17 protein-coding genes and 4 tRNA genes are annotated in these 20,312 nt (G+C 41.3%); 9 read left to right on the forward strand and 12 right to left on the reverse strand.

Annotation, left to right across the window (positions count from 1 at the left end):
- The first annotated feature begins 25 nt into the window (after positions 1-25).
- From N483_RS04845 to N483_RS04885, 8 genes are all read left to right on the forward strand, one after another.
- Positions 26-5,974 carry a toxin TcdB middle/N-terminal domain-containing protein gene (locus N483_RS04845; RefSeq protein ID WP_023398921.1) on the forward strand — a complete coding sequence of 1,983 codons (5,949 nt, stop codon included), beginning with the start codon at positions 26-28 and terminating at the stop codon, positions 5,972-5,974.
- 13 nt (positions 5,975-5,987) lie between these two features.
- A complete protein-coding gene (locus N483_RS04850; RefSeq protein WP_023398922.1) occupies positions 5,988-6,500 on the forward strand; it encodes a DUF2247 family protein in 513 nt (170 codons plus the stop codon).
- A gap of 333 nt (positions 6,501-6,833) precedes the next feature.
- Positions 6,834-7,085, forward strand: a complete 252-nt coding sequence (locus tag N483_RS04855) for a MafI family immunity protein (RefSeq protein WP_023398923.1) — start codon at positions 6,834-6,836, stop codon at positions 7,083-7,085.
- An 89-nt stretch (positions 7,086-7,174) separates the two neighbouring features.
- Positions 7,175-7,555 (forward strand): hypothetical protein, encoded by a 381-nt coding sequence (locus N483_RS04860; protein ID WP_023398924.1) that lies wholly within the window; start codon positions 7,175-7,177, stop codon positions 7,553-7,555.
- A gap of 114 nt (positions 7,556-7,669) precedes the next feature.
- Complete coding sequence (locus N483_RS04865) at positions 7,670-7,951, forward strand: DUF6959 family protein (RefSeq protein WP_023398925.1); 282 nt, start codon at positions 7,670-7,672, stop codon at positions 7,949-7,951.
- Between the two features lie 375 nt (positions 7,952-8,326).
- Entirely contained in the window at positions 8,327-8,608 is a 282-nt protein-coding gene (locus N483_RS04870; RefSeq protein ID WP_155250750.1) for a hypothetical protein, read from the forward strand.
- Positions 8,609-9,250: 642 nt separating this feature from the next.
- Positions 9,251-9,553, forward strand: a complete 303-nt coding sequence (locus tag N483_RS04880; RefSeq protein WP_023398927.1) for a hypothetical protein — start codon at positions 9,251-9,253, stop codon at positions 9,551-9,553.
- Between the two features lie 295 nt (positions 9,554-9,848).
- Positions 9,849-10,592 carry an SDR family oxidoreductase gene (locus tag N483_RS04885; RefSeq protein ID WP_023398928.1) on the forward strand — a complete coding sequence of 248 codons (744 nt, stop codon included), beginning with the start codon at positions 9,849-9,851 and terminating at the stop codon, positions 10,590-10,592.
- A gap of 793 nt (positions 10,593-11,385) precedes the next feature.
- Here the strand turns inward: N483_RS04885 and N483_RS04895 are convergent.
- From N483_RS04895 to miaB, 8 genes are all read right to left on the reverse strand, one after another.
- The gene (locus N483_RS04895) at positions 11,386-11,721 is read right to left on the reverse strand and encodes a hypothetical protein (protein ID WP_023398930.1); all 336 of its coding nucleotides are present in this window, start codon (positions 11,719-11,721) and stop codon (positions 11,386-11,388) included.
- A 79-nt stretch (positions 11,722-11,800) separates the two neighbouring features.
- Positions 11,801-12,358 carry a GNAT family N-acetyltransferase gene (locus tag N483_RS04900; RefSeq protein ID WP_052027371.1) on the reverse strand — a complete coding sequence of 186 codons (558 nt, stop codon included), beginning with the start codon at positions 12,356-12,358 and terminating at the stop codon, positions 11,801-11,803.
- Between the two features lies 1 nt (position 12,359).
- Positions 12,360-12,611, reverse strand: a complete 252-nt coding sequence (locus tag N483_RS04905) for a hypothetical protein (RefSeq protein ID WP_023398932.1) — start codon at positions 12,609-12,611, stop codon at positions 12,360-12,362.
- 165 nt (positions 12,612-12,776) lie between these two features.
- On the reverse strand, positions 12,777-14,354 hold the full coding sequence (gene lnt, locus N483_RS04910; RefSeq protein WP_023398933.1) for an apolipoprotein N-acyltransferase: 1,578 nt from the start codon (positions 14,352-14,354) through the stop codon (positions 12,777-12,779).
- On the reverse strand, positions 14,332-15,210 hold the full coding sequence (gene corC / locus N483_RS04915; protein WP_023398934.1) for a CNNM family magnesium/cobalt transport protein CorC: 879 nt from the start codon (positions 15,208-15,210) through the stop codon (positions 14,332-14,334). The genes lnt and corC overlap by 23 nt, the downstream gene beginning before the upstream one ends.
- Positions 15,211-15,228: 18 nt before the next feature.
- Positions 15,229-15,690 carry an rRNA maturation RNase YbeY gene (ybeY, locus tag N483_RS04920; protein WP_023398935.1) on the reverse strand — a complete coding sequence of 154 codons (462 nt, stop codon included), beginning with the start codon at positions 15,688-15,690 and terminating at the stop codon, positions 15,229-15,231.
- Entirely contained in the window at positions 15,687-16,736 is a 1,050-nt protein-coding gene (locus N483_RS04925) for a PhoH family protein (RefSeq protein WP_023398936.1), read from the reverse strand. Before N483_RS04925 ends, ybeY begins: the two co-directional genes overlap by 4 nt.
- Positions 16,737-16,790: 54 nt before the next feature.
- A complete protein-coding gene (gene miaB / locus N483_RS04930) occupies positions 16,791-18,224 on the reverse strand; it encodes a tRNA (N6-isopentenyl adenosine(37)-C2)-methylthiotransferase MiaB (protein ID WP_023398937.1) in 1,434 nt (477 codons plus the stop codon).
- 265 nt (positions 18,225-18,489) lie between these two features.
- Here miaB and N483_RS04935 point away from each other — a divergent pair, with 265 nt between their 5' ends.
- Positions 18,490-19,653, forward strand: coding sequence for an FAD-dependent oxidoreductase (locus tag N483_RS04935; protein ID WP_023398938.1), 1,164 nt, complete (start codon positions 18,490-18,492; stop codon positions 19,651-19,653).
- A 177-nt stretch (positions 19,654-19,830) separates the two neighbouring features.
- Here N483_RS04935 and N483_RS04940 read toward each other — a convergent pair.
- The 4 genes from N483_RS04940 to N483_RS04955 form a co-directional block, all read right to left on the reverse strand.
- Positions 19,831-19,915: transfer RNA gene (locus N483_RS04940), tRNA-Leu, on the reverse strand.
- 30 nt (positions 19,916-19,945) lie between these two features.
- Positions 19,946-20,020: transfer RNA gene (locus N483_RS04945), tRNA-Gln, on the reverse strand.
- Between the two features lie 42 nt (positions 20,021-20,062).
- Positions 20,063-20,147 (reverse strand) — tRNA-Leu (locus N483_RS04950).
- 21 nt (positions 20,148-20,168) lie between these two features.
- Positions 20,169-20,243 (reverse strand) — tRNA-Gln (locus N483_RS04955).
- Between the last annotated feature and the right edge of the window lie 69 nt (positions 20,244-20,312).

Consider the following 20,312-nt stretch of genomic DNA (forward strand, 5'->3'; position numbering starts at 1 on the left):
TTTTTCTTAAAAACAGGAACTTTTTATGAAACGCTTTAACAAGCTGGCATTTGCGAGTTTGTCGTTAGTGAGCACATGTTTTTCGGCATGGGCCATAGATAACAGCGCAATACAGCAAACACATATCAATTTACCTCAGGGGCCGGGTAAGCAATTTGGCCTTGGAGAGCTCTATTCTATCTCGGGCAATCAAGGCAGTGGCGGCTTTAATTTACCCATTGGATTGCCTACTGGCCGAGGTGGGTTAACCCCTGAATTAAGTATCGATTACAACGCCGGATTTGGTAATGGTTTGGTGGGCATCGGTCACCAGTTGTCAATTCCGTCCATCAGACACCAAACAGATAAAGGGCTGCCTGACTATCAAGCTTCAAGTAGTCGCTTTGTATTATCTGATGGTTCAGAACTGGTGCACTTAGGCGAACAGCGCTATCAAGCAAAGCTATCTGGCGACCCTTCAATATATGAATTGACCAATGACGGTTGGCGAGTAACTTTACCGGATGGCAGCCAGTGGCAATTTGGTACATCAGTGCAGTCACGTACACAGGGCGATGGAAAAACATTTGCGTGGCATTTGGATAAAATTTCTGACACCTCTGGTAATACGATTGACATTGATTATCAAAGTTTAGATAGCAGCGCAACGGTTTATCCTACGCGACTTCGTTATAGCGCAAATGAAGTACAGGTATCACTGGATTATGAGCGCCGTGAAGATGCGGTGGTTAATTATAAACCTGGGTTTGCGCTTATCATGAATTACCGGCTCAAGCGCATCTCTACACAGGTACAAAGTAGTGCAGTTTCTCATTATGAGCTCAATTATCACCCGAGCACCGATTGGCACCCGCAGTCACGGTTGAAATCGTTTACGACGCTCTCTGGTGACAGGCAGTTGAGTCAACCGACCATCAGCTTTGAATACGGTGAGTACCCAGGCAGTTATCAAGTACAGTCTCTGGAGAGTGCAAAATCACTTCCGTTTTGGAATGACAATGCGGGTTTTGTTGACCTTAATAGTGATGGCCTGGTTGATGTAATTAACACCGGAGTGAGACGCCACGCATATTGGATAAATCAGGGAACAGATCAAACTGGTAAACCTGTATGGGATAATTATAAAAATATGACTATCACATCGGGTTATCGACTGACAGATGACAGTGTTCATTTAGCCGATATGAATGGAGACGGTAAAACGGACTTATTGATCGGTCGACAGCGCGATACGTTAGTTCAAGAGCTGGATGAAGCGAATAATTGGCAGACATCGTTCAGCCTAAATGGTCTGTATTATCAGCTAAATAATAGCAATACCATTCTGATTGATATCAATAATGATAAGCGTACCGATGTCTTATATGCCCATTCAAGTCGGGGACGCGTGTTGAGTCATATTGCACAGCTCAACCTAGAGGACGGCTGGAGTGAGCCGAAGACACTGCCATTGCATTCGCATGCAAGTGGGTATGAGTTTGGGGATAACAACATCCGCTTCGCTGATATGAATGGAGATGGCTTACCTGATTTAGTGGCAATCGTTAATGCAGGCGTACGTTACTTTCCTAACCGAGGACTCGGTGGTTTTGGGGAGCCTGTGGCATTCACCAACTCACCAAGGCTTTTCAATTTAGATAATGTTCAACTCATTGATATGAATGCCGATGGCAAAGCCGATTTGGTTCATGCTGCGGGTATGCGTGCAAGTATTTGGCTTAATAAAGGCATTAGCACGCAAAATGCCAGCTCAGCTGCATTTACAAATAGTTATGATGTTGACTCGCCCACAACGGCAAGAAACATTAGCGTAGATTTAGCTGATATGAATGGCAATGGCAGCACCGACATTGTTTGGCAGTTAAGTTCAGGGGCCGTTAATACGGTTTACTTTGTTGACCTTTTTTCCGAGCAACCAGCCAATATCTTGACCAAAGTGGACAACGGTATGGGGTTGACCACTGAGTTACAGTATCAATCAATCGCACAGTATATGTATCAGGCGAAACAGGCGGGGAAAGCATGGCAGAGTAGCAGCCCTATTTCAATGCCAGTGGTGTCGGCCATTTCAACTCGCGACAGTGTCTCTGGAACCGTATCCCAGCAGGTGTTTAACTATCAAGATAGTTATTATTATGCACCAGACAAAGCCTTTAGAGGCTTTAAACAAATCACGACAACGTTGCCTGAAAGTACCAACCAAACAGCACAAGAGAGCATTGCTCGATTTAACGTCGGGGATGTCCATGAAGTGCTGTCGGGCAATATGACAGAGCTTGTTCGACAAGATAAGCATGGAGTATTTGATAGCCAGCATTTTACTTTTGAACCTCGAACTTGGCATCAAGGTGGTGCAGGTGATGAGCGCTCAGTGCAGTTTGCAGCTATGGTAGCGTCGACTCAGACTCGCCAAGAAAAAGGCAGTGGTGCCGCCGTTACTGTGAGTGAAAAGTTCGATTATGACGCATTTGGTAACGTCATTTATATCGAGCAGTCTGGTCGTCAAGACGGACAGTGGCAAGATGCACGCATTATTTACAATGAGTACAGTGCACAACTTGGTGCCGCTGTTCACAAGGGAATGGTGAATTTACCGACCCAGACAGTGATCACGGACGCCGTTGGTAATGTGGTCTCTAAACAGCAGTGGTTTTATGACGATGAAAGCTTTTCGGCGCAACAGGGGGCATTGTCTCGTGGACTAATGACTCAAGCTCGTCAATGGTTTAATACTCAAAGCCCGAATGGCTATATCGACACGGTTAGACAAAAGCATAATCAATATGGTCAAGTGAGCAATGTATATGGCCCTTTATGGGGACGACAGCCGGGACATGAAACTAAACTCAGTTATGATGCCAGTTTAAACACCTATGTGACTCAAATTGGCCTAAATACAGGCACAGATACGTTAACAGCAACTGCAGAATATGACTTATCATTAGGGGTCATTACAGGGTATCAACATTATGATAAGCAGCGCTCAGTATTCGAATATGATGCATTGGGGCGTTTAACCAAAGTCATTAAACCCGGAGACAGCACGCTATCACCCTCTTCTGAATTTAGTTATCACATCGGTAGTGGAGCACATAATTGGGTACATGCAAGGCATAAAGCGGGTAGTACACAATATCATAACAGCTATACTTATTTAGACGGTTATAGCCGTCGATTGATGGTACGTTCTGACAGTGAGCGCAGCGGACAAGTTGTTGTCAGTGATCGCGTTCAATACAACGGGCGAGGCTCAATTGTAGCGAACTACCTCCCTTATTTTGCAACAGGGTATGACTATCAACTCGAGTCTACATCTGCCAATGAGCAGTTCCATTACGATGCACTAGGCCGAGTGATCAAACTCACACACAACTTTAAAAATGGCCAAGGCGTGAATGCGTATGCAACCGTTACGTACACCCCTTTTTCCGAACTACACCTTGATGCACAACAAACAGACCCAACCAGTGCTCATTTTGGCGCTGCAACACGTTTAACCTTTGATGCATTCGATGGTCAGCTGGGGCGATTACGTCAAGTAGATGAAACGGTCGCCGTATCAGCAGATGGTCAATTATCGTCATTAAATTCATGGCAGACTCGCTATAACTATGACTTGCAAGGTAATTTAACTCAGTATATCGACCCACAAAACAATGTGCGTTCAATGGTCTATGACCAAGCAGGACGCTTAACCTATGTGAACGACCCGAACCGAGGTCAAAAGTGGTATGCATATCAAGCCGATACGCTACTGGCGACACTCGATGCCCGAGGCTTACCAGTTGCGTATCAAGTGGATGGTCTTGGTCGTCAGGTGGCAAGCTATCATTTAGCTAAGCAGGCTTTACCGCACGCAAGTGACTGGGCGCCAAGTATTGACTTTAGCAAGCTCTCGGCACATACGCAGTATGCGTATTATGGCAGTACAGAGGCATCTTCTGGCCGTTTGAAGTCGATTATCCACCCCTTTGGTAGCCAAACACACAGTTACACCGCGCGTGGTCAAGTGGCGCAGCTGAACAAGTCCATTAAGTTACCATCTGGACAAGTTAGCCAGTATCAAATGGGTTATGAATATGACGCCGCCAATCGTTTAAGTGCTTTTACCTACCCAGATAACACGCGACTTACCTATCAGTACAATGTACGTAGTTTGATTCAGTCTGTATCTGGTGTTGCCGGTAGCATTGAATACAACGCTGCTGGTATGCCACAACAATACCAATTGAATAACGGCGTACTTGGCACATACCAGTATGATGATGCCTTGCGTTTGACTCAACTGCAAAGCGAAAAAGATGGCTTAACCTATCAAAAAATGGGTTATCACCACGATAGTGCCGGCAATATAACGCAAATTGATGACCTCAGAGACAGCCAATCATTGGCTAAAATTGCTGAACATCTAGGTGTATCGTCAACCATGATGAGCGGCCTCAATACCTCTGCCAACTTTATTTATGATGATTGGTATCGTTTGATAAACGGCCAAGTAGGTGGTGTTAGTTACGACTATCGCTATGACTTGATTGGTAATAGAGTCAGTGCAAGTACACAGTCTATACAATCAGCAAAAAGCTTGATTGGTTTAATGCAAGGTGGTGAGCAAACCACTTATATGTATGGCGGCGGAACACATGCGCAAACGGCATGGCATCGTAATGGTCGTGCTGCAACTGAAGCGGGTGGCCCCAATGCCCTTACTCATCTCACCGTGCATGGGAAGGCCTCATCACTGAGCTACGATCCTGTAGGTAATCGATTAACCGATGGCGCAACGCGCTATACGTGGGACAGAGAAAACCGCCTAACATCTGTCAGTGCAGACAAAGGTAATTTAGAATTTGGCTATGATCATGCCAACATGCGTTTATTTAAGTACAGTAAAGCGGTTGATGGTCTAACGAATACCGTTGTTTATATCGACAGAGACATCGAGTTTAGGCATGGTCAGTTATACAAGTACGTGACGCTCAACGGTAAACGTATAGCTTTATCACGTCAGTCATCTGGCGTATACCAAAGTGAACAGTACTACCTGACCAATCACCTCGCATCAACTGAGTTGAGTCTTGATACCAGCGGTCGAGTGACCAGTGCCATCAACTATGACCCATATGGTAATCAAACGCTTAGCTTAGGCAATGACGCCATCACACCATATCGTTTTACCGGCAAAGAGTTTGATGAAATATCAGGTCTTGGTTACTTTGAGCAGCGTTACCTCAGCAGTGTCCATGGTCAATTTATCTCGCCAGATCCGGTTTTTGCACTGCCAAATCGGTTTGCTCAACCTCAGTTATTTTCAACATATAGCTATGCGCAGAATAACCCTCAATCGTTTATCGATGCCGATGGACGAGTTAGTGGCCGCCCCAATCTACTGAGAAGGCCATCCAAGGTTTCTTATGAAGGCAATGTTCTTGCAGAGCAAATAACAGGTGGTATTGCTAAGTTATTGCCTGAAGGTCGATTAAAAGACACAGTGGTTCAAGCGCATCAAGGGATCAAAAGCCTCCGTAAGATGCAAGAAAAGTCTAACAAGCGACTGCTTGATATCAGCCAAGGAAAAAAAGACAAGGGAACTGCTAAAAGTAGTGATGGGTCTGGGAAGAGTGGAGCTGAAGATATAGTTCAGTTTGAAAAACTTAAAGCTGATTATGCTCAACTTGAAGTAAAAGGCTCTTCTGCCAGTGGAAGTGGCTTAAAAGGATCTGGGGTCTTCTCACCAAGAACCTTCGGAAAAAAGTTTGATGCAGACCATAATGCAGCAATATGGATGCAAGATAGCATATCTAAAGGTAGGCATTTTACAATTCAAGGAGGAGATGGCACTTATCGGAATCTGTCTCAGGTTAAAGGAGAATTAAATGGACAAAGTGGTGTTTTTGAATATATTGTCGACCCCAAAAAGGGGTTAACACATCAACGCTTTAAAGCCGGTCAAGGCGTTACTGGTAAGGCAAACTAGCTAGGAATCAATAATGAGTCACCAAAGAAAAATACCATTGTCTTTTATTTTGAAAAGACGAAAGCTACTTTGGATTGAAGTTGAACTGGGAATAAGTGAAGGTTGGATCACGTATGATGATGCAATTGAACTGGCTATTAGACGTGTTCAAAGCGGTAGTGAAAATAACGATGAACTTGAGTTAGCAGGGCTTTTTTCTGAAGAATATAGTGAAATTAAGGATGTTTTAAAAAAGTTAGTAAAATCAGAATCACAAGTTCCCTTCGACGAAGTTAAGCTTGTTTGGCTTCGAATTATACTGAGCTGGTTATATGAAAACTTGAACCAATTCGAAGCACCTCTTGATATTGTAGAAGGTCTGTATGAAGATTTTGGCTATCCAGATGAAATCAGGCATTTAATTAAATACAATAATTCAAATGATATACGCGAACGTAGTGATTTAATGTCAATGACATTTGAAGAGAAGTTAATTGTGCTATGGAAAGAATATCTTCAAGATATGATTCCATTGATTGAGTCTTAACTAAAGCCCTTCGGGGCTTTTCCTTTGCCCACAAATATTAATGAAACGGATTGAAAATAGATGGCATATATGGACACCCCATTTATGTCTAGTTAAGTAATTCTATCGGATCAGCTATTACTGCTCGTTATCTTTTATTTTAATACCTACCAGCCACATTCGATGATTGACCATATGCAATAAAGCGTTGCTCTGACATATGTCTGGGCTTAGCTGTTATTCAGCGCCCCTAATGAGGTATAAATGGGGGTGTTGAAAAGTTTTTATGATAATAAAATGTCTAGTGTATCTCCCAGAGAACAAAACAAATAATCTATATATTTGGAGTGAATTATGATAGGAAAAATGACATTGTTATTGGAGATGTTTCAGACTAGTTTTTCGGAGGACGAATTAGATGATGTATGGGATTTCATACAAGTTAATGAAAACAAACTAGCACTAGAAACTATTTGCGCTATCTTTTTTGAAATGAAAAAGCCAATTTCAAGAGAGCAATTAGATGCTATTGGAAAAATTGGTCAAGTTATGACAGTAGACCCATATAAGTGGGAGCGTTTAGAGTCTCAAATATTAAAAGATTAAACAAAAATTACATGACATATATTTCATTGAAAGCTCTTTGAAATGTAAGCATGATACTGAAGAGCTGATAATTTTTGAGTACTAATCAAATGAACTTACTAAATAGTAATGAATTCGTTAATAGCAGGCTTGAGAGTATTAAGATTGATATTGATTTAGATGAAATTGAACTAAAATTCTACTGGCCCAATTTTAAGGTTGTAAATGTGTCATTGAAAGGGATACTTTATTGTGAATTTAAGCCAGATTTTACAGAAGAACCACCTTGGTTGTGCATAGATTTTATGCATGATGAGATTTCATCTTTAAATGATATAACTGAAGAGCTTTTGTTTAAAAAAGAATCCAAAATCTATGAGCAATTGAACTATCCTATATTTAGGTTTTGTACAGGCTCAGCTGATTTTTACCTAAATGTTATCCATCAAAACTTTAACGCTCATGAAGAACTGTTCAACGTTGATAAATAATGTGGCTGATCAAGGGGGTTAGATAGAGTATGAAAATAAATAAAATAAACATACATGGCATATATGGAGTGTTTATATATTTCATCGAAAAATTGTAGCTAAAGGGAGGGGAGAATGATCGAAGTTAAATGTATTAAAAATGTTATTAATAGTTCTATTGTTCAAGTTGAAGGAAGAGAGTTTCCTGGAGTAGTTATACAAGGCGATACACTATACAGTTTGTATAGTAAATCAGAGTATCTATTAAAAGTCATAAGTGAAATTTCAGAGTGTGAGCAAGATTATGATAACGCAGAATTTTTAAATGACACAATCAAAGAGGTATTGGAAGTGTATGAATTAACAATGAAGGAATTAGGAAGGAAACTTCCATATAACAAACCAGAGAAAAAATAACCTATTTAGGATAAGCATAAATTGATTTCTTAAGCTAAACGCTTTTACCGGTATTTTAAAGTTTGGTTTTAAAACTCAGTTTTAATAGGGTTTAGAAAGGAGTGGCGAGATCAAGAAAAGTATAGTGTATATGCTGTGATTTTTTGTGAGCAAAGGAGATGTGCTCGGGCAAAAACTGTGACTATATCCCCACTTGATGAATGATGGTAAGTATTTGAGTATTAAGGCTTTTTGTTTGCTTTATGAGCTGGGTAAATTAATATGGCGGTCGGATAATTGTAAGTAAGAAATAAATATCTTTATGGTAAAAGGTACTAAATCACCAAGTATAGTGCCTATGAATCCAAATTGGAGTCCAAAATAATGTTAAGCTTCATGCAAAAACAATCCCTTATATTGATGCAAGCCTTACTAGGTGTGATATCAGCAAATTTTCGAATGATTTATCTTCAACAAGATGGTGAGAGTATAATTGTCACTATCATGTTAGAGTCTGAAGACGAAGATGATTTGGAAGAAATTGAAGATTTAAAAAGCGAGTTTGAAGCACTTCAGGAATCACCTATTGATTATGATTTTATAATAAAGATAACTGATGCTGATTTATCGTGGCCAGATGACAACATTGTTGTAGTTTTTAAACGACGTGAATTCTAATTTTACAAACATAACATAGAACAGGCACAAATTTATTGCTTAAATTACGCGCTTAAAAGACTGTTTAAACATCCAGTTTTTAAAGATGTTTAAAAAGGCATAACAAGAGCAAAGAAAGCACTACTAAATTTGTTGTTGACCTTCTATTATCATCGAAAAGCACGGCATGTAAGCCGTGCTTTTTTGTGAACAAAGGAGAGGAATACAGGCAAAAACTGTGATGATAGGTCTACTCAAAAATACATACATGACATAAGTGGAGTGTTCATATATGTCATTGAAAAAATGATCTCATCGAAAAGTTGCTCTGGTCAGAAGCTGACGGAAAGGTTTATAAAGATAAAAATACTAGGGTTGGATATTATACAAACAAGAAAGGCTTGGAAGGTATAATAGAGGGTTATATTATCAAGGGAAGTAATAGTATAGTATATTTAGAGCCAGCTAAGAAGGGGGCATTAAACATGATTAGTGCTGAAGACAAGTATCAAATAAAAGATGGAAAATGTCGCACTTTATAGAAACAGATGCCCCGACTGTTCTTCTTGAGTGGGTGAAAACCTCGAGTTATGGGATACCGTAACTAACTATTAAAGGTAATTATAAATTACAAAACCTAGAATTTGTAAATAGGAAATAAATGTGAAGGATGAAAATAATCAAATTTGCCTCACTGGATCTGAGGCTATTGAAATATTGAAGGAAGTTAACACAATTATGCTATCGCTTCATAAAATAGGATCAAAATACGAAGAGTATGATGATATTGAATATTGCCTAACGACTACGAAATTTATTGATGAATGGAAAGTAACTCAAAGGCTAGCGACTATAAGACGTATGATTAAAGAAAAGTTTGATTTGTCCTTGGGTGAAGATGATATGGATGATGTTGAACGTGCAATGGAAAACATAAAGATATGGAGCGATGAAAGGAAGAATTAACGTAAAACAGACACAAGTTAATCACTTAAATTAAGCGCTTTTTCCACTTTTTAAATATCCAGTTTTACTTAGGCTTTAATGCGGCATAACAAGAGCAAAGAAAGCACGGCATGTAAGCCGTGCTTTTTTGTGAGCAAAGGAGAGGAATACGGGCAAAAACTATGATCATAGATCTACTTAGTGAATGGACAGAACCCTTTGAGTTGACGCAATTTTATTGACTCAGGTTGTTTGGTTAGTTTATAGATTAGGTAATTAATGAGGGGCGCAGCCTTTTTTTACTTAAGGAGAGCAAATGAAAGTTGTATTGATCACCGGGGGGAGTCGCGGTATTGGCGCTGCGAGTGCAAAAAGTTTGGCGGCGAAAGGGTACGTCGTTGCCATTAACTATAAATCAAATCACCAAGCCGCCGAGCAGGTGCAAAATGAAATCCAGTCTGCTGGTGGCAAAGCCGCGCTTTTTCAGGCAGATGTGAGTGATGAGCAGCAAGTCGTTGATATGTTCAAATCGATTCAAAAGCGTTTGGGACTGGTAACACATCTCGTAAATAACGCGGGGGTATTACAAACACAAATGTGCGTAGAAGAAATGAGCGCAGAGCGCATTAATTGGATGTTGACGCAAAATGTCACACCATATTTTATTTGTGCGCGTGAGGCGATAAAGCATATACGCCAATCTAAACAAGTAAACAGGTGTGCAATTGTGAATGTCTCTTCTGCGGCGTCTTATCTCGGTGGGGCAAATGAATACGTTGACTATGCTGCTGCAAAAGGGGCAATAGACAGCTTTACCAAAGGTTTGTCGTTAGAGCTTGCCCCAGAGGGCATTCGTGTGAACTGTGTACGTCCCGGTTGTATCTATACTGATATCCATGCTGATGGTGGTGAGCCTGACAGGGTAGATAGAGTTGCTGAGCTATTACCACTACAGCGCGGTGGTACGGCACAAGAAGTCGCAAACGCTGTAGTGTGGTTATTAAGCGATGACGCTTCCTATGCGACTGGCACATTTATAGATTTAGCTGGTGGGAAGTAACAGGGTTTAAACATGGTTTCTACGACCTTTTATATCAGCCACTGACAATCAGTGCCGCAATAAAAGTTAGGTGTTGTAGTTAATTTCTCGCTGATATTCGCAATCGGTTGTATTGTAATAAGTTGTGAGAAGGCAGCTGTAATGAGCATTTTGGCTGCCTTGGGACTTATCTGTCCAATTACTTGTGACTGAGCTAATATCGGTTGGTATGAGTTTATCAGTTGAGAGAAGATTAGAGATGCTTCCAAAAATAAAAGTTTCCAAGTCGGTCGTCGCGTCGTTGTACATTCTGCCTATTTCAGTGTTGGCTTTTTTACTCTTGCTGGTGTTTGTCCCAATTGAGCATAAAGTGGGATATTATGTAACGATATTTTTTATTTTATTTTCAATATTAAACTGCATTTATAATGTTGTATGCTCCTTTTTTATTCTCAGAGTCTATCATTCAATATCAAACACATCGAACCGTTTATTTGATTATTTAGTATTCTTTCTATTGAATGTGTTGGCTGGTTATCACTTTTGGAGAAAGATAAAAAAGAAAGAGAAAGCTGGTGAGATAGAAATAGTCTTGCAATGGCAAGTAAGTGTCATAGACGTATTTTATATTGTCGGGGTTTTTATTGCTATTGTGAGCAGTAAGCTGATGTACGACGCGTAACTATCAACCTTGTTAGCTAGCACAGTCAAGTTGTAAAATTGCATAAATAATTAGAAAATACGCCAAAAAAGCCGCACAGTGCAATCTGTGCACTAAAAGTACTTAGTATTATGCGAGCCCATTTGATGCACTTTATTTTTTAGTAATTGCAATGAGCGCATGACCTGCCATACAAAGTATATCGTCACTCGCTCTATTTTCTAAAACCAGCATATATTCTGTGTTAAATTTTTTACCAGCTTCTATGGCTTTTAAAACAGGGCCGAGTAAATAAGCGTGTGTTTCATAAATCCAAATGGGTGCCATTTGCTCACCTGTTTGAGCACTTTTGTATCGAACCTCAAATTGATCATATTTAGAAATCACGTTTGTGACAATACCAGAACAGGTGAACACTTTTGCATGTGTTTTAAATGTACCACTCAAAATACATAAACTCACCAGCGCGCTTGCAGTGCGAGTTTTCATTGTTTCTTCCTTAATTTTACTGACTGCCAAAGGCGGCCATTAAAGAATAATCGTCCATGATGAATAAATTGTGTCGACCTTATTTCATTTGCATTTTATTTACAAAGCGCGATACGTTTGTGGTTGCAAGGTATTTATAGTAATAGCTTGTGCTATGAAGCTGGCCATTGATATCAGAAACATAATTTGGGATCTGACCGACTTTGGTATAACCAATAGCTTGATAAAACTGCTCAGCTTTGTCGCCACTTTGAGTATCTAATACGAGTAAAGAAAGTGTGTTGAGAGAGGCTTGCTGCTCCATATATTTCATCAATATGGTTGCGAACCCTTTGCGCTGCATACGAGGGTGTACGAGCAACTTTGCTACTTCAGCGCGGTGGCGACCATTTTGCTTAGAGCACAGAGCGAGCTGTACAGTGGCGACTAATTCTTGATGATGATAAAGCGCATAAAGTTGTCGATCGCCAGCATTCACTTCAGTGCTGACAGATTGCCAATAATCGCTCAAAGCGAGTTTATCTGCAGATTGGTAAAAGCCCAGTGAAGCGCCTGTTTCTATACATGCCTGCAATAATATTGAGAGTTGGTTTTGTGTATTATCATCAATATAGTGTAATTGTTTGGTTGTGATCATCTTATTTCTGGATAGTAAGTTGGTTAATTTCAATTTCTAACGCTCGCAGCTGCTGTTGCAATTTTTCTTTCTTTTTAATTAGTTTATCGAGCTGTGTATTCGGAGGGGTGTTATGTGCACGCACGGCTCGGTATAGAGCCTGTTTAGAGATCTGACATGATGTAGCAGTATCACTGATACTAAAACCATGCTTATGAACCAAGTCCACTGCATGCCTGAGAGCACAGTTGTACTTAATTTGGGACGCGTCCATGATTGACTCCCTGCTTTCGTATTAAAGCTAGGTATAAGAAAGAACAGTGCCAAAAATTAAAAGTCTATATTTTCAGGTGCTTACTGGTTTTTCAGGAGGGAGTTTTGCGCTATTTAGGGGCTTTGTCTCTAAACTTGCACCAGAATGAGGCAAATGGAAAAGGCATTAAAAAAATGCCTTTTCCATTTTGGATGAGATATAACTTTTGCTGTTAACTGCGCCTACTAGGAGTAAAAGTAGACCGACAAATATCCATACTGGCATATGTCCGTGTTTACTAAAAAAACTATGGCCGGATATCAGTTTTAATTCTGTGCTGAGTATATCGCTAGTAAATTGCGGGATCGTAATCTGCTGATTTGAGATTGGGTCATAGACGCCACTGATACCATTATTGGTCACCCTGACAAGAGGTCTTTGCAGTTCCAGTGCACGCATTCTTGCAATTTGCATATGTTGGTGTGGGCCATGAGAATCGCCAAACCACGCATCATTGCTGACGGTAAATAATATGTCTGAATCATGGGTATAGTTGCCACGCACCAGCTCACTAAAAGCAATTTCATAACAAATGGCTGGTAAAACGTGAATGCCATTTGCGATCAAATTATTCTGCACTGCATCTCCACGCGAGAAGGAGGACATTGGCAAATCAAATAAAGGAGCCAGTGGTCTGAGCAAATCTTCGAAAGGGACAAACTCACCAATGGGGAGCAATTGATGTTTTTGATAACGGTTTCTATGAAGGTAGCGATATTGTCCTTCGCTATCTTCTCTTTGTTCTTTGCCCAATACAATGAGGGTGTTATATACATTGCGTGTGGCAAACTGATAATCAGGAATACCTGTAATTAAGGCGGTATTATTAAACGCAGCCGCTTTGTCCAAATTAATCAGATAATCGAAAGCATAATCTTCTATTTCTGGGATAGCAGCTTCTGGCCAAACAACCAAGTCAACATCCGTCCAATTTGGACGAGTCATATCTTGATATTTAGACATGGTAGGCCAAAACTGTTCGGGCTCCCAGCGTAAGCTTTGGGCAATATTTCCTTGCACCAACAGGGTTTTGAGTTGTTGACCACTATAACGAGTATCTAAGGTTTGTGTTGTAAACAAATACAGTAATGCGATAGGAAGTAGAGTGGCGGCTGCGGCTTTGTAGCGCTGATAACGTACTAACCAGTACAGCGCATAGCTCAATGCGACACATATTAAGGTCAGTCCAAATTCTCCTATCCAAGGAGCAAGTGTATTAAGCGGCGAGTCTGTAAGCGTATAGCCAAAGCTAAGCCATGGAAAGCCGGTCAACAAGCTACCTCTTAGATACTCTGTGATTGCAAATCCGCTGATGAGGAGCGCTAATTTTTGCCAATGTTGTTTGCCGTAGCGGGCTGCAAAGGCAAATGCCAAAGCTGGATAAATTGCTAAATAGGCGCACAGTAAAGCCATTGCCAAAATAGAAGCAAAAATAGGCAAACCGCCAAATTGTGCGATAGATACATGGACCCAGCTAATACCTAATGCAAACCACCCAAAACCAAAAAGAAAGCCGTATTTTGCCGCTTTTTTAGGGGTTGGTTGATCAGTAACGTAAATGGCAATGGCGAGGCACAGCAAGGTTAATGGCCAAATGCCAAATGGTGCATATGCAAAGGTTAGGGCACAGCCTGCGCTTAACGCAAGCCATGCATACTTATCTTTTACGAGTGAGATAAGCTTATTCAGCGGTGTCTTCAACATGCTCTGTTTTCGGAACAGTGACCTGAAGTTGTAGTATACGGCGGTTATCTGAGTTTGTTACTTTAAACTGCAGTGGTTCTACATCAATGATTTCACCTTTACTCGGCATATGGCCAAATGCGTGTAAGATGATCCCACCTATGGTGTCTGCTTCTTGTGTATCATATTCAGTTTTAAAGTATTCATTAAACTCATCAAGAGGCGTTAATGCTTGCACATTAAATACGTGTTTTGAGAGCTGGCGAATATCTTGTTGCTCATCCTCGTCATCATGTTCATCCTCAATTTCACCTACAATGGTTTCGAGAATATCTTCAATGGTAACAAGACCTGAGACACCACCATATTCATCAATGACAATTGCCATATGGTAGCGTTTTTGTCTAAATTCGTTGAGTAAAGTGTCTACACGTTTACTTTCAGGGACTACAATTGCCGGACGTAAATACTCTTTGATGGCTGGTAGCGTACCATTGCGCTTTAAAATCAAAGGCAATAAATCTTTTGCTAGCAAAATACCTTCTACATGGTCTTTGTCTTCGCATACTACAGGAAAGCGAGAGTGACTTGATTCAACCATAGCAGGAAGTTGCGACTCTAAGTCTTGCTCCACATCGAGGGTTATCATTTGAGATCGAGGTATCATGATGTCTCGTACTTTGAGCTCAGAAACGCTCAATACGCCTTCCATCATGTCTTTGGTCTCAGGGTCGATAAGCGCTCGTTCTTGAGCGTCAGCAATGACTTCTACCAACTCTTCTTTATTTTGGGGTTCCCCTTGCAGCATCTGAGTGATGCGTCCCAGCCAGTTTCTGCTAGAAGAACCCTGGCTACTTTGCGAGTTATCGTCGCTCATTGTAGTTCTTTACTCCAATTAATTAATATCATCACGATAAGGGTCAGCTATGCCCAAATCGGCTAAGAATTCTTTTTCAAGACTTTCCATTTCCATGGCGTCTTGTTCATTTATATGGTCAAAGCCTAATAAATGCAAGCACCCATGTATGACCATATGTGCAAAATGATCATGGAAGGTTTTCTCTTGCTCCTGTGCCTCACGAAAAACCACCTGAGGACAGATAATTAAGTCACCGACCAAGGGTAATTCAATACCTGGTGGTGCTTCAAATGGGAAAGACAAAACATTGGTTGACTTGTCTTTACCTCGGTATTGGCTGTTTAACTCTTGGCTCTCTGCTTCGTCTGCGATACGTATTGTGACTTCCGCGTATTCTCTATACGGCAGAAGTGCTTTTTCGGCCCAATTTTTAAATTGTTCCTCATTGGGCAGATTGTCAAACTCGCAGGCCAGCTGCAAATCTACATCAACACTCATGACTCTGGGCCTTGTTGTTCGGCAATTTGTTGTCTCGCTTTTTGCTTCGCGACTTTTTCTTGACGCTCTTGCTCCTCTTTGGCTTCATATGCTTCCACAATTCGTGCCACAACTGGATGACGAACTACATCATGTGATTTAAAGAAGTTAAATGAAATTTCATCGACATTGCTGAGTACTTCAATTGCATGGCGTAGACCTGAACGCGCGCCCCTCGGCAAGTCAACTTGGGTAATATCACCAGTAATAACGGCTTTTGAATTAAAACCGATACGTGTTAAGAACATTTTCATTTGTTCAGTTGTGGTATTTTGGCTCTCATCTAGGATGATAAAGGCATCGTTCAATGTTCTACCGCGCATGTAGGCAAGTGGTGCTACTTCTATGACATTTTTTTCAATTAAGCGTTCAACTTTTTCGAAACCAAGCATCTCAAATAAGGCGTCATAAAGAGGGCGTAAGTAGGGATCAATTTTCTGAGTTAAGTCACCGGGCAAAAAGCCCAGTTTCTCGCCAGCTTCGACGGCTGGTCGAGTTAGAAGAATACGTCTTATTTCTTGTCTTTCCAACGCATCTACAGCGGCAGCGACTGCGAGGTAGGTTTTACCGGTACCAGCAGGGCCGATGCCAAAGCTAATGTCATGAGTTAGGATATTGGCGACGTATTGACTTTGGTTTGGGTTGCGCGGTTTGACGACACCACGGCGAGTTTTGATAAACACCTCTTTTTCCCAAACGTTAGGTGCATCTTGTTCCAGACAATTTGCTTCGGTAATTGCCAAATGCACATTATCAGGCTCAATGTCTTTGGCTTTGCCTTTTACTGGCTGAGTATCAACATACAGAGACTTTATAATATCCACAGCAGCTTTGGCTGTGACTTGATTGCCTGTGACTTTAAACCAATTGTCTCTATGCGCGACTTCGACACCTAGACGGCGTTCAATTTGTTTTAGATTATCGTCAAAAGGACCACAAAGAGAAGAGAGGCGGTTATTGTCGGCAGGTTCTAGATAAAACTCAATATTCTTTACTTGATTGCTCAAAATGACTTCCTAAGATTGAATGCGCCAGCAAAGTGCTGGCGCAAAACAGATGTTCTATGGTGTAAAGGTTGCAACACCAATCTCATTGGCTTCAGGTTCTGAAGGCGCTCTGCTTAAGATATCTGACGGTGCAACATCACGGCGCAAGTCCATTTCGGACTCAGTACGTATTAACTCGCCACGTAGCGAGTTAGGTAGCGCCTCTGTAATACGTACATCAACGAATTGACCGATCACTGAATGTGGGCCTTCAAAGTTCACAACACGGTTGTTCTCTGTACGTCCGCGTAGTTCCATTGGGTTCTTTTTCGAAGGGCCTTCAACCAAAATACGTTGCTCAGTATCAAACATCTTACGGCTGATATCTTGTGCCATTTGGTTGATACGGTTTTGTAAAAGATAAAGACGCTCTTTCTTTTCTTGCTCAGGTACATCATCAGGCAAGTCTGCCGCAGGGGTTCCTGGGCGCGCTGAGTAAATGAAGCTGAAGCTCATATCAAAGCCAATCGCGTTGATAAGGTTCATTGTTTCTTCAAAGTCTGCTTTGCTTTCGCCAGGGAAACCAATGATGAAATCTGAACTCATACTTAGGTTTGGACGGATCTTACGCAGTTTACGGATAGTCGACTTGTACTCAAGGGCGGTGTGGCCTCGCTTCATTAGGTTAAGTACGCGGTCCGAACCACTTTGTACAGGTAGATGCAGGTGATCTACTAGCTCTGGCACATCTTTGTAAGCTTCAATGATGTCTGGCGTAAACTCAACCGGGTGAGAAGTCGTATAACGAATACGGTCAATACCATCAATGGCTGCGACGTAACGCAATAGATCAGAGAAGTAGCATACTTCACCGTCATGCATCTCACCGCGAAATGCATTTACGTTTTGTCCCAATAGGTTTACTTCACGCACACCTTGCTCCGCAAGCTGCGCAACTTCTAAGATAACATCGTCAAGAGGACGACTTACTTCTTCGCCACGAGTGTAAGGAACTACGCAGAATGTACAGTATTTAGAACAGCCTTCCATGATCGATACGAATGCACTAGGGCCTTCAGCTTTCGGTTCAGGTAGACGGTCAAATTTTTCGATTTCAGGGAAAGAAATGTCAACGACAGATCCTTCTTTGCTCTGAACCTGTTTAATCATTTCAGGTAGGCGGTGAAGTGTCTGAGGGCCGAATACGATATCAACAAAAGGTGCACGCTGACGGATAGTGTCACCTTCTTGAGAAGCAACACAGCCTCCCACACCGATAACCAAATCTGGGTTATCTTCTTTTAATAGCTTCCAGCGACCCAGCTGATGAAATACTTTCTCTTGTGCCTTCTCTCGAATTGAACACGTATTGAGTAGGATCACATCCGCCTGTTCAGCTTCCTCTGTCAGCTGATAGCCATTGGTGGCATCAAGCAGATCCGCCATTTTCTGGGAGTCATATTCATTCATTTGACAGCCCCAGGTTTTGATATGCAATTTTTTACCCATTGAAATAAAGCCTCGTTTTCAATTCGATGATCAGCACAACGTCTTGCCAGTTAATAAAATACCCCTACAACTGGCAAACACTTACTAAAATAGCTTAAAAAGAGGCGTATTTTATCTGACCTATAGTCACTAGCCAAGTATAGATTTCATCTTTCAAAGTAGGGATCAAGGACGGCTGTAATTATTCGACTACAATCATGCAAAGAGATCTTTTTCTCACTAATTAAGATACAATGTAAATACACCAGCTAATTTAGGCAAATTTATGAAAAATAACGTGTTGATAGTCGGTGGCGGCATGGTTGGCGCAGCTGCGGCAGTGGAGCTTGCCCGTCAAGGATGTCAGGTCACCGTGATTGAAAATAACCCCATAGACCCGATAGCGATACTCGAAGGTGAGCAAGTAGATATTCGTGTATCGGCGATCAACCGTTTTTCGGAAGCATTGTTAGATAAACTCGGTGCCATGCCATTGATACGTCTTAGCCGTAATGCGCCTTATCATCAATTAGAAGCGTATGAGCATGGTAGTGAGCATCTGCTGTTTGACAGAGAAGAGGTATCGACATCTCATTTGGGCCACTTGGTTGAAAACAGCATAATTCAAGCTTCTTTATGGGCACAGTTTGAAGAAAATAATATCAAGGTGGTGACGGTAAAAGATGCACCAGTTGCCATTGAACAACATATTAGCAGCATTGATTTGGTTTATCCTGAGCAACGCTTTAGTGCAGATTTAATCATTGCTGCAGATGGCGGACGATCTGCGCTGCGAAGCCTTGCGGGTATCGGTGTGACGGGATGGCAGTACCAGCAGCACTGTATGGGAATATTGATAAAGCTCGATGGCCCACAACAAGTAAAAACATGGCAAGAGTTTAAACCCACAGGTCCAATCGCATTTTTACCTATGCAAGCACCTTATGCCAATTTAATTTGGTATCACCATGGCAGTGAACTAAAACGCTTAAAAGGTTTATCTAATGAGGCGTTAAAACAAGAAATACTGGAGCACTTTTTTGAATTGCCGGGAGATTTTACCGTTGAACGAAGTGCTGTATTTCCACTTGCGCGCCAACATGCCAACCAATATAGCAAAGGGCGTTTGGTGTTAGTTGGAGATGCGGCCCATACGATTAATCCACTTGCGGGGCAGGGCGTTAACCTTGGCTTTAAAGATGTGGCAGCGCTAGGCGGATGTTTACAGGGATTTGACGATGTTGGTGAGCTTGCTAGATTGCATCAATACGAAAAAATGCGTCGTAAAGATAATTTATTGATGATGAGCATGATGGATGCCTGCTATTTCGGCTTTTCAAATGAGATCAAGCCATTAAAGTCGCTGCGTAGTCTTGCGTTAAAAATGGCGAATAAAGCGGGGCCAATTAAGCGGGAAGTCCTCAAACATGCAATGGGTGGCAGTTTTTAAACTGTGCCAAACAAGGCTGCGATAAAAGGGAGCATTAGGCTTCCTTTTTTATATCAAAATGAAGCGTAAAATTGTCTTCGATGAAGAATTTAAGTATGAATAAAAATATAATAAAGAAGTCGTTGGAATATTAAGAAAGTATTTTTTGATGAGGTATTTTGAGAGAGTATTTAAACATGGTGCGGAAGGAGAGACTTGAACTCTCACATCCGAAGATACTGGAACCTAAATCCAGCGCGTCTACCAATTCCGCCACTTCCGCAATGTTTAATAATTATCTATAGTAGATAATTGGCTGGAGTACCAGGATTTGAACCTGGGAATGGCGGGATCAAAACCCGCTGCCTTACCGCTTGGCGATACTCCAACAAAGGTAGTCAAAGTTATTTTAGTTCAAACTTTAAGAACATGGTGCGGAAGGAGAGACTTGAACTCTCACATCCGAAGATACTGGAACCTAAATCCAGCGCGTCTACCAATTCCGCCACTTCCGCATATTCTATCTCATAAAGAGATGGCTGGAGTACCAGGATTTGAACCTGGGAATGGCGGGATCAAAACCCGCTGCCTTACCGCTTGGCGATACTCCAACAAAGGTAGTTAAAGATATTTTATTTCAAACTTTAAGAACATGGTGCGGAAGGAGAGACATGAACTCT

Origin of the sequence: Pseudoalteromonas luteoviolacea NCIMB 1944, from assembly GCF_001625565.1 — a bacterium.
Taxonomy (GTDB): Bacteria; Pseudomonadota; Gammaproteobacteria; order Enterobacterales; family Alteromonadaceae; genus Pseudoalteromonas; species Pseudoalteromonas luteoviolacea_F.

Excerpts from the sequence above, each read along its gene's own strand:
- N483_RS04885 (WP_023398928.1), top strand. The coding sequence starts at position 9,849 with ATGAAAGTTGTATTGATCACCGGGGGGAGTCGCGGTATTGGCGCTGCG.
- lnt (WP_023398933.1), bottom strand. The coding sequence starts at position 14,354 with ATGTTGAAGACACCGCTGAATAAGCTTATCTCACTCGTAAAAGATAAG.
- N483_RS04855 (WP_023398923.1), top strand. The coding sequence starts at position 6,834 with ATGATAGGAAAAATGACATTGTTATTGGAGATGTTTCAGACTAGTTTT.
- N483_RS04935 (WP_023398938.1), top strand. The coding sequence starts at position 18,490 with ATGAAAAATAACGTGTTGATAGTCGGTGGCGGCATGGTTGGCGCAGCT.
- miaB (WP_023398937.1), bottom strand. The coding sequence starts at position 18,224 with ATGGGTAAAAAATTGCATATCAAAACCTGGGGCTGTCAAATGAATGAA.
- ybeY (WP_023398935.1), bottom strand. The coding sequence starts at position 15,690 with ATGAGTGTTGATGTAGATTTGCAGCTGGCCTGCGAGTTTGACAATCTG.
- corC (WP_023398934.1), bottom strand. The coding sequence starts at position 15,210 with ATGAGCGACGATAACTCGCAAAGTAGCCAGGGTTCTTCTAGCAGAAAC.
- N483_RS04870 (WP_155250750.1), top strand. The coding sequence starts at position 8,327 with ATGCAAAAACAATCCCTTATATTGATGCAAGCCTTACTAGGTGTGATA.
- N483_RS04845 (WP_023398921.1), top strand. The coding sequence starts at position 26 with ATGAAACGCTTTAACAAGCTGGCATTTGCGAGTTTGTCGTTAGTGAGC.
- N483_RS04895 (WP_023398930.1), bottom strand. The coding sequence starts at position 11,721 with ATGAAAACTCGCACTGCAAGCGCGCTGGTGAGTTTATGTATTTTGAGT.
- N483_RS04860 (WP_023398924.1), top strand. The coding sequence starts at position 7,175 with ATGAACTTACTAAATAGTAATGAATTCGTTAATAGCAGGCTTGAGAGT.
- N483_RS04865 (WP_023398925.1), top strand. The coding sequence starts at position 7,670 with ATGATCGAAGTTAAATGTATTAAAAATGTTATTAATAGTTCTATTGTT.
- N483_RS04850 (WP_023398922.1), top strand. The coding sequence starts at position 5,988 with ATGAGTCACCAAAGAAAAATACCATTGTCTTTTATTTTGAAAAGACGA.
- N483_RS04900 (WP_052027371.1), bottom strand. The coding sequence starts at position 12,358 with ATGATCACAACCAAACAATTACACTATATTGATGATAATACACAAAAC.
- N483_RS04905 (WP_023398932.1), bottom strand. The coding sequence starts at position 12,611 with ATGGACGCGTCCCAAATTAAGTACAACTGTGCTCTCAGGCATGCAGTG.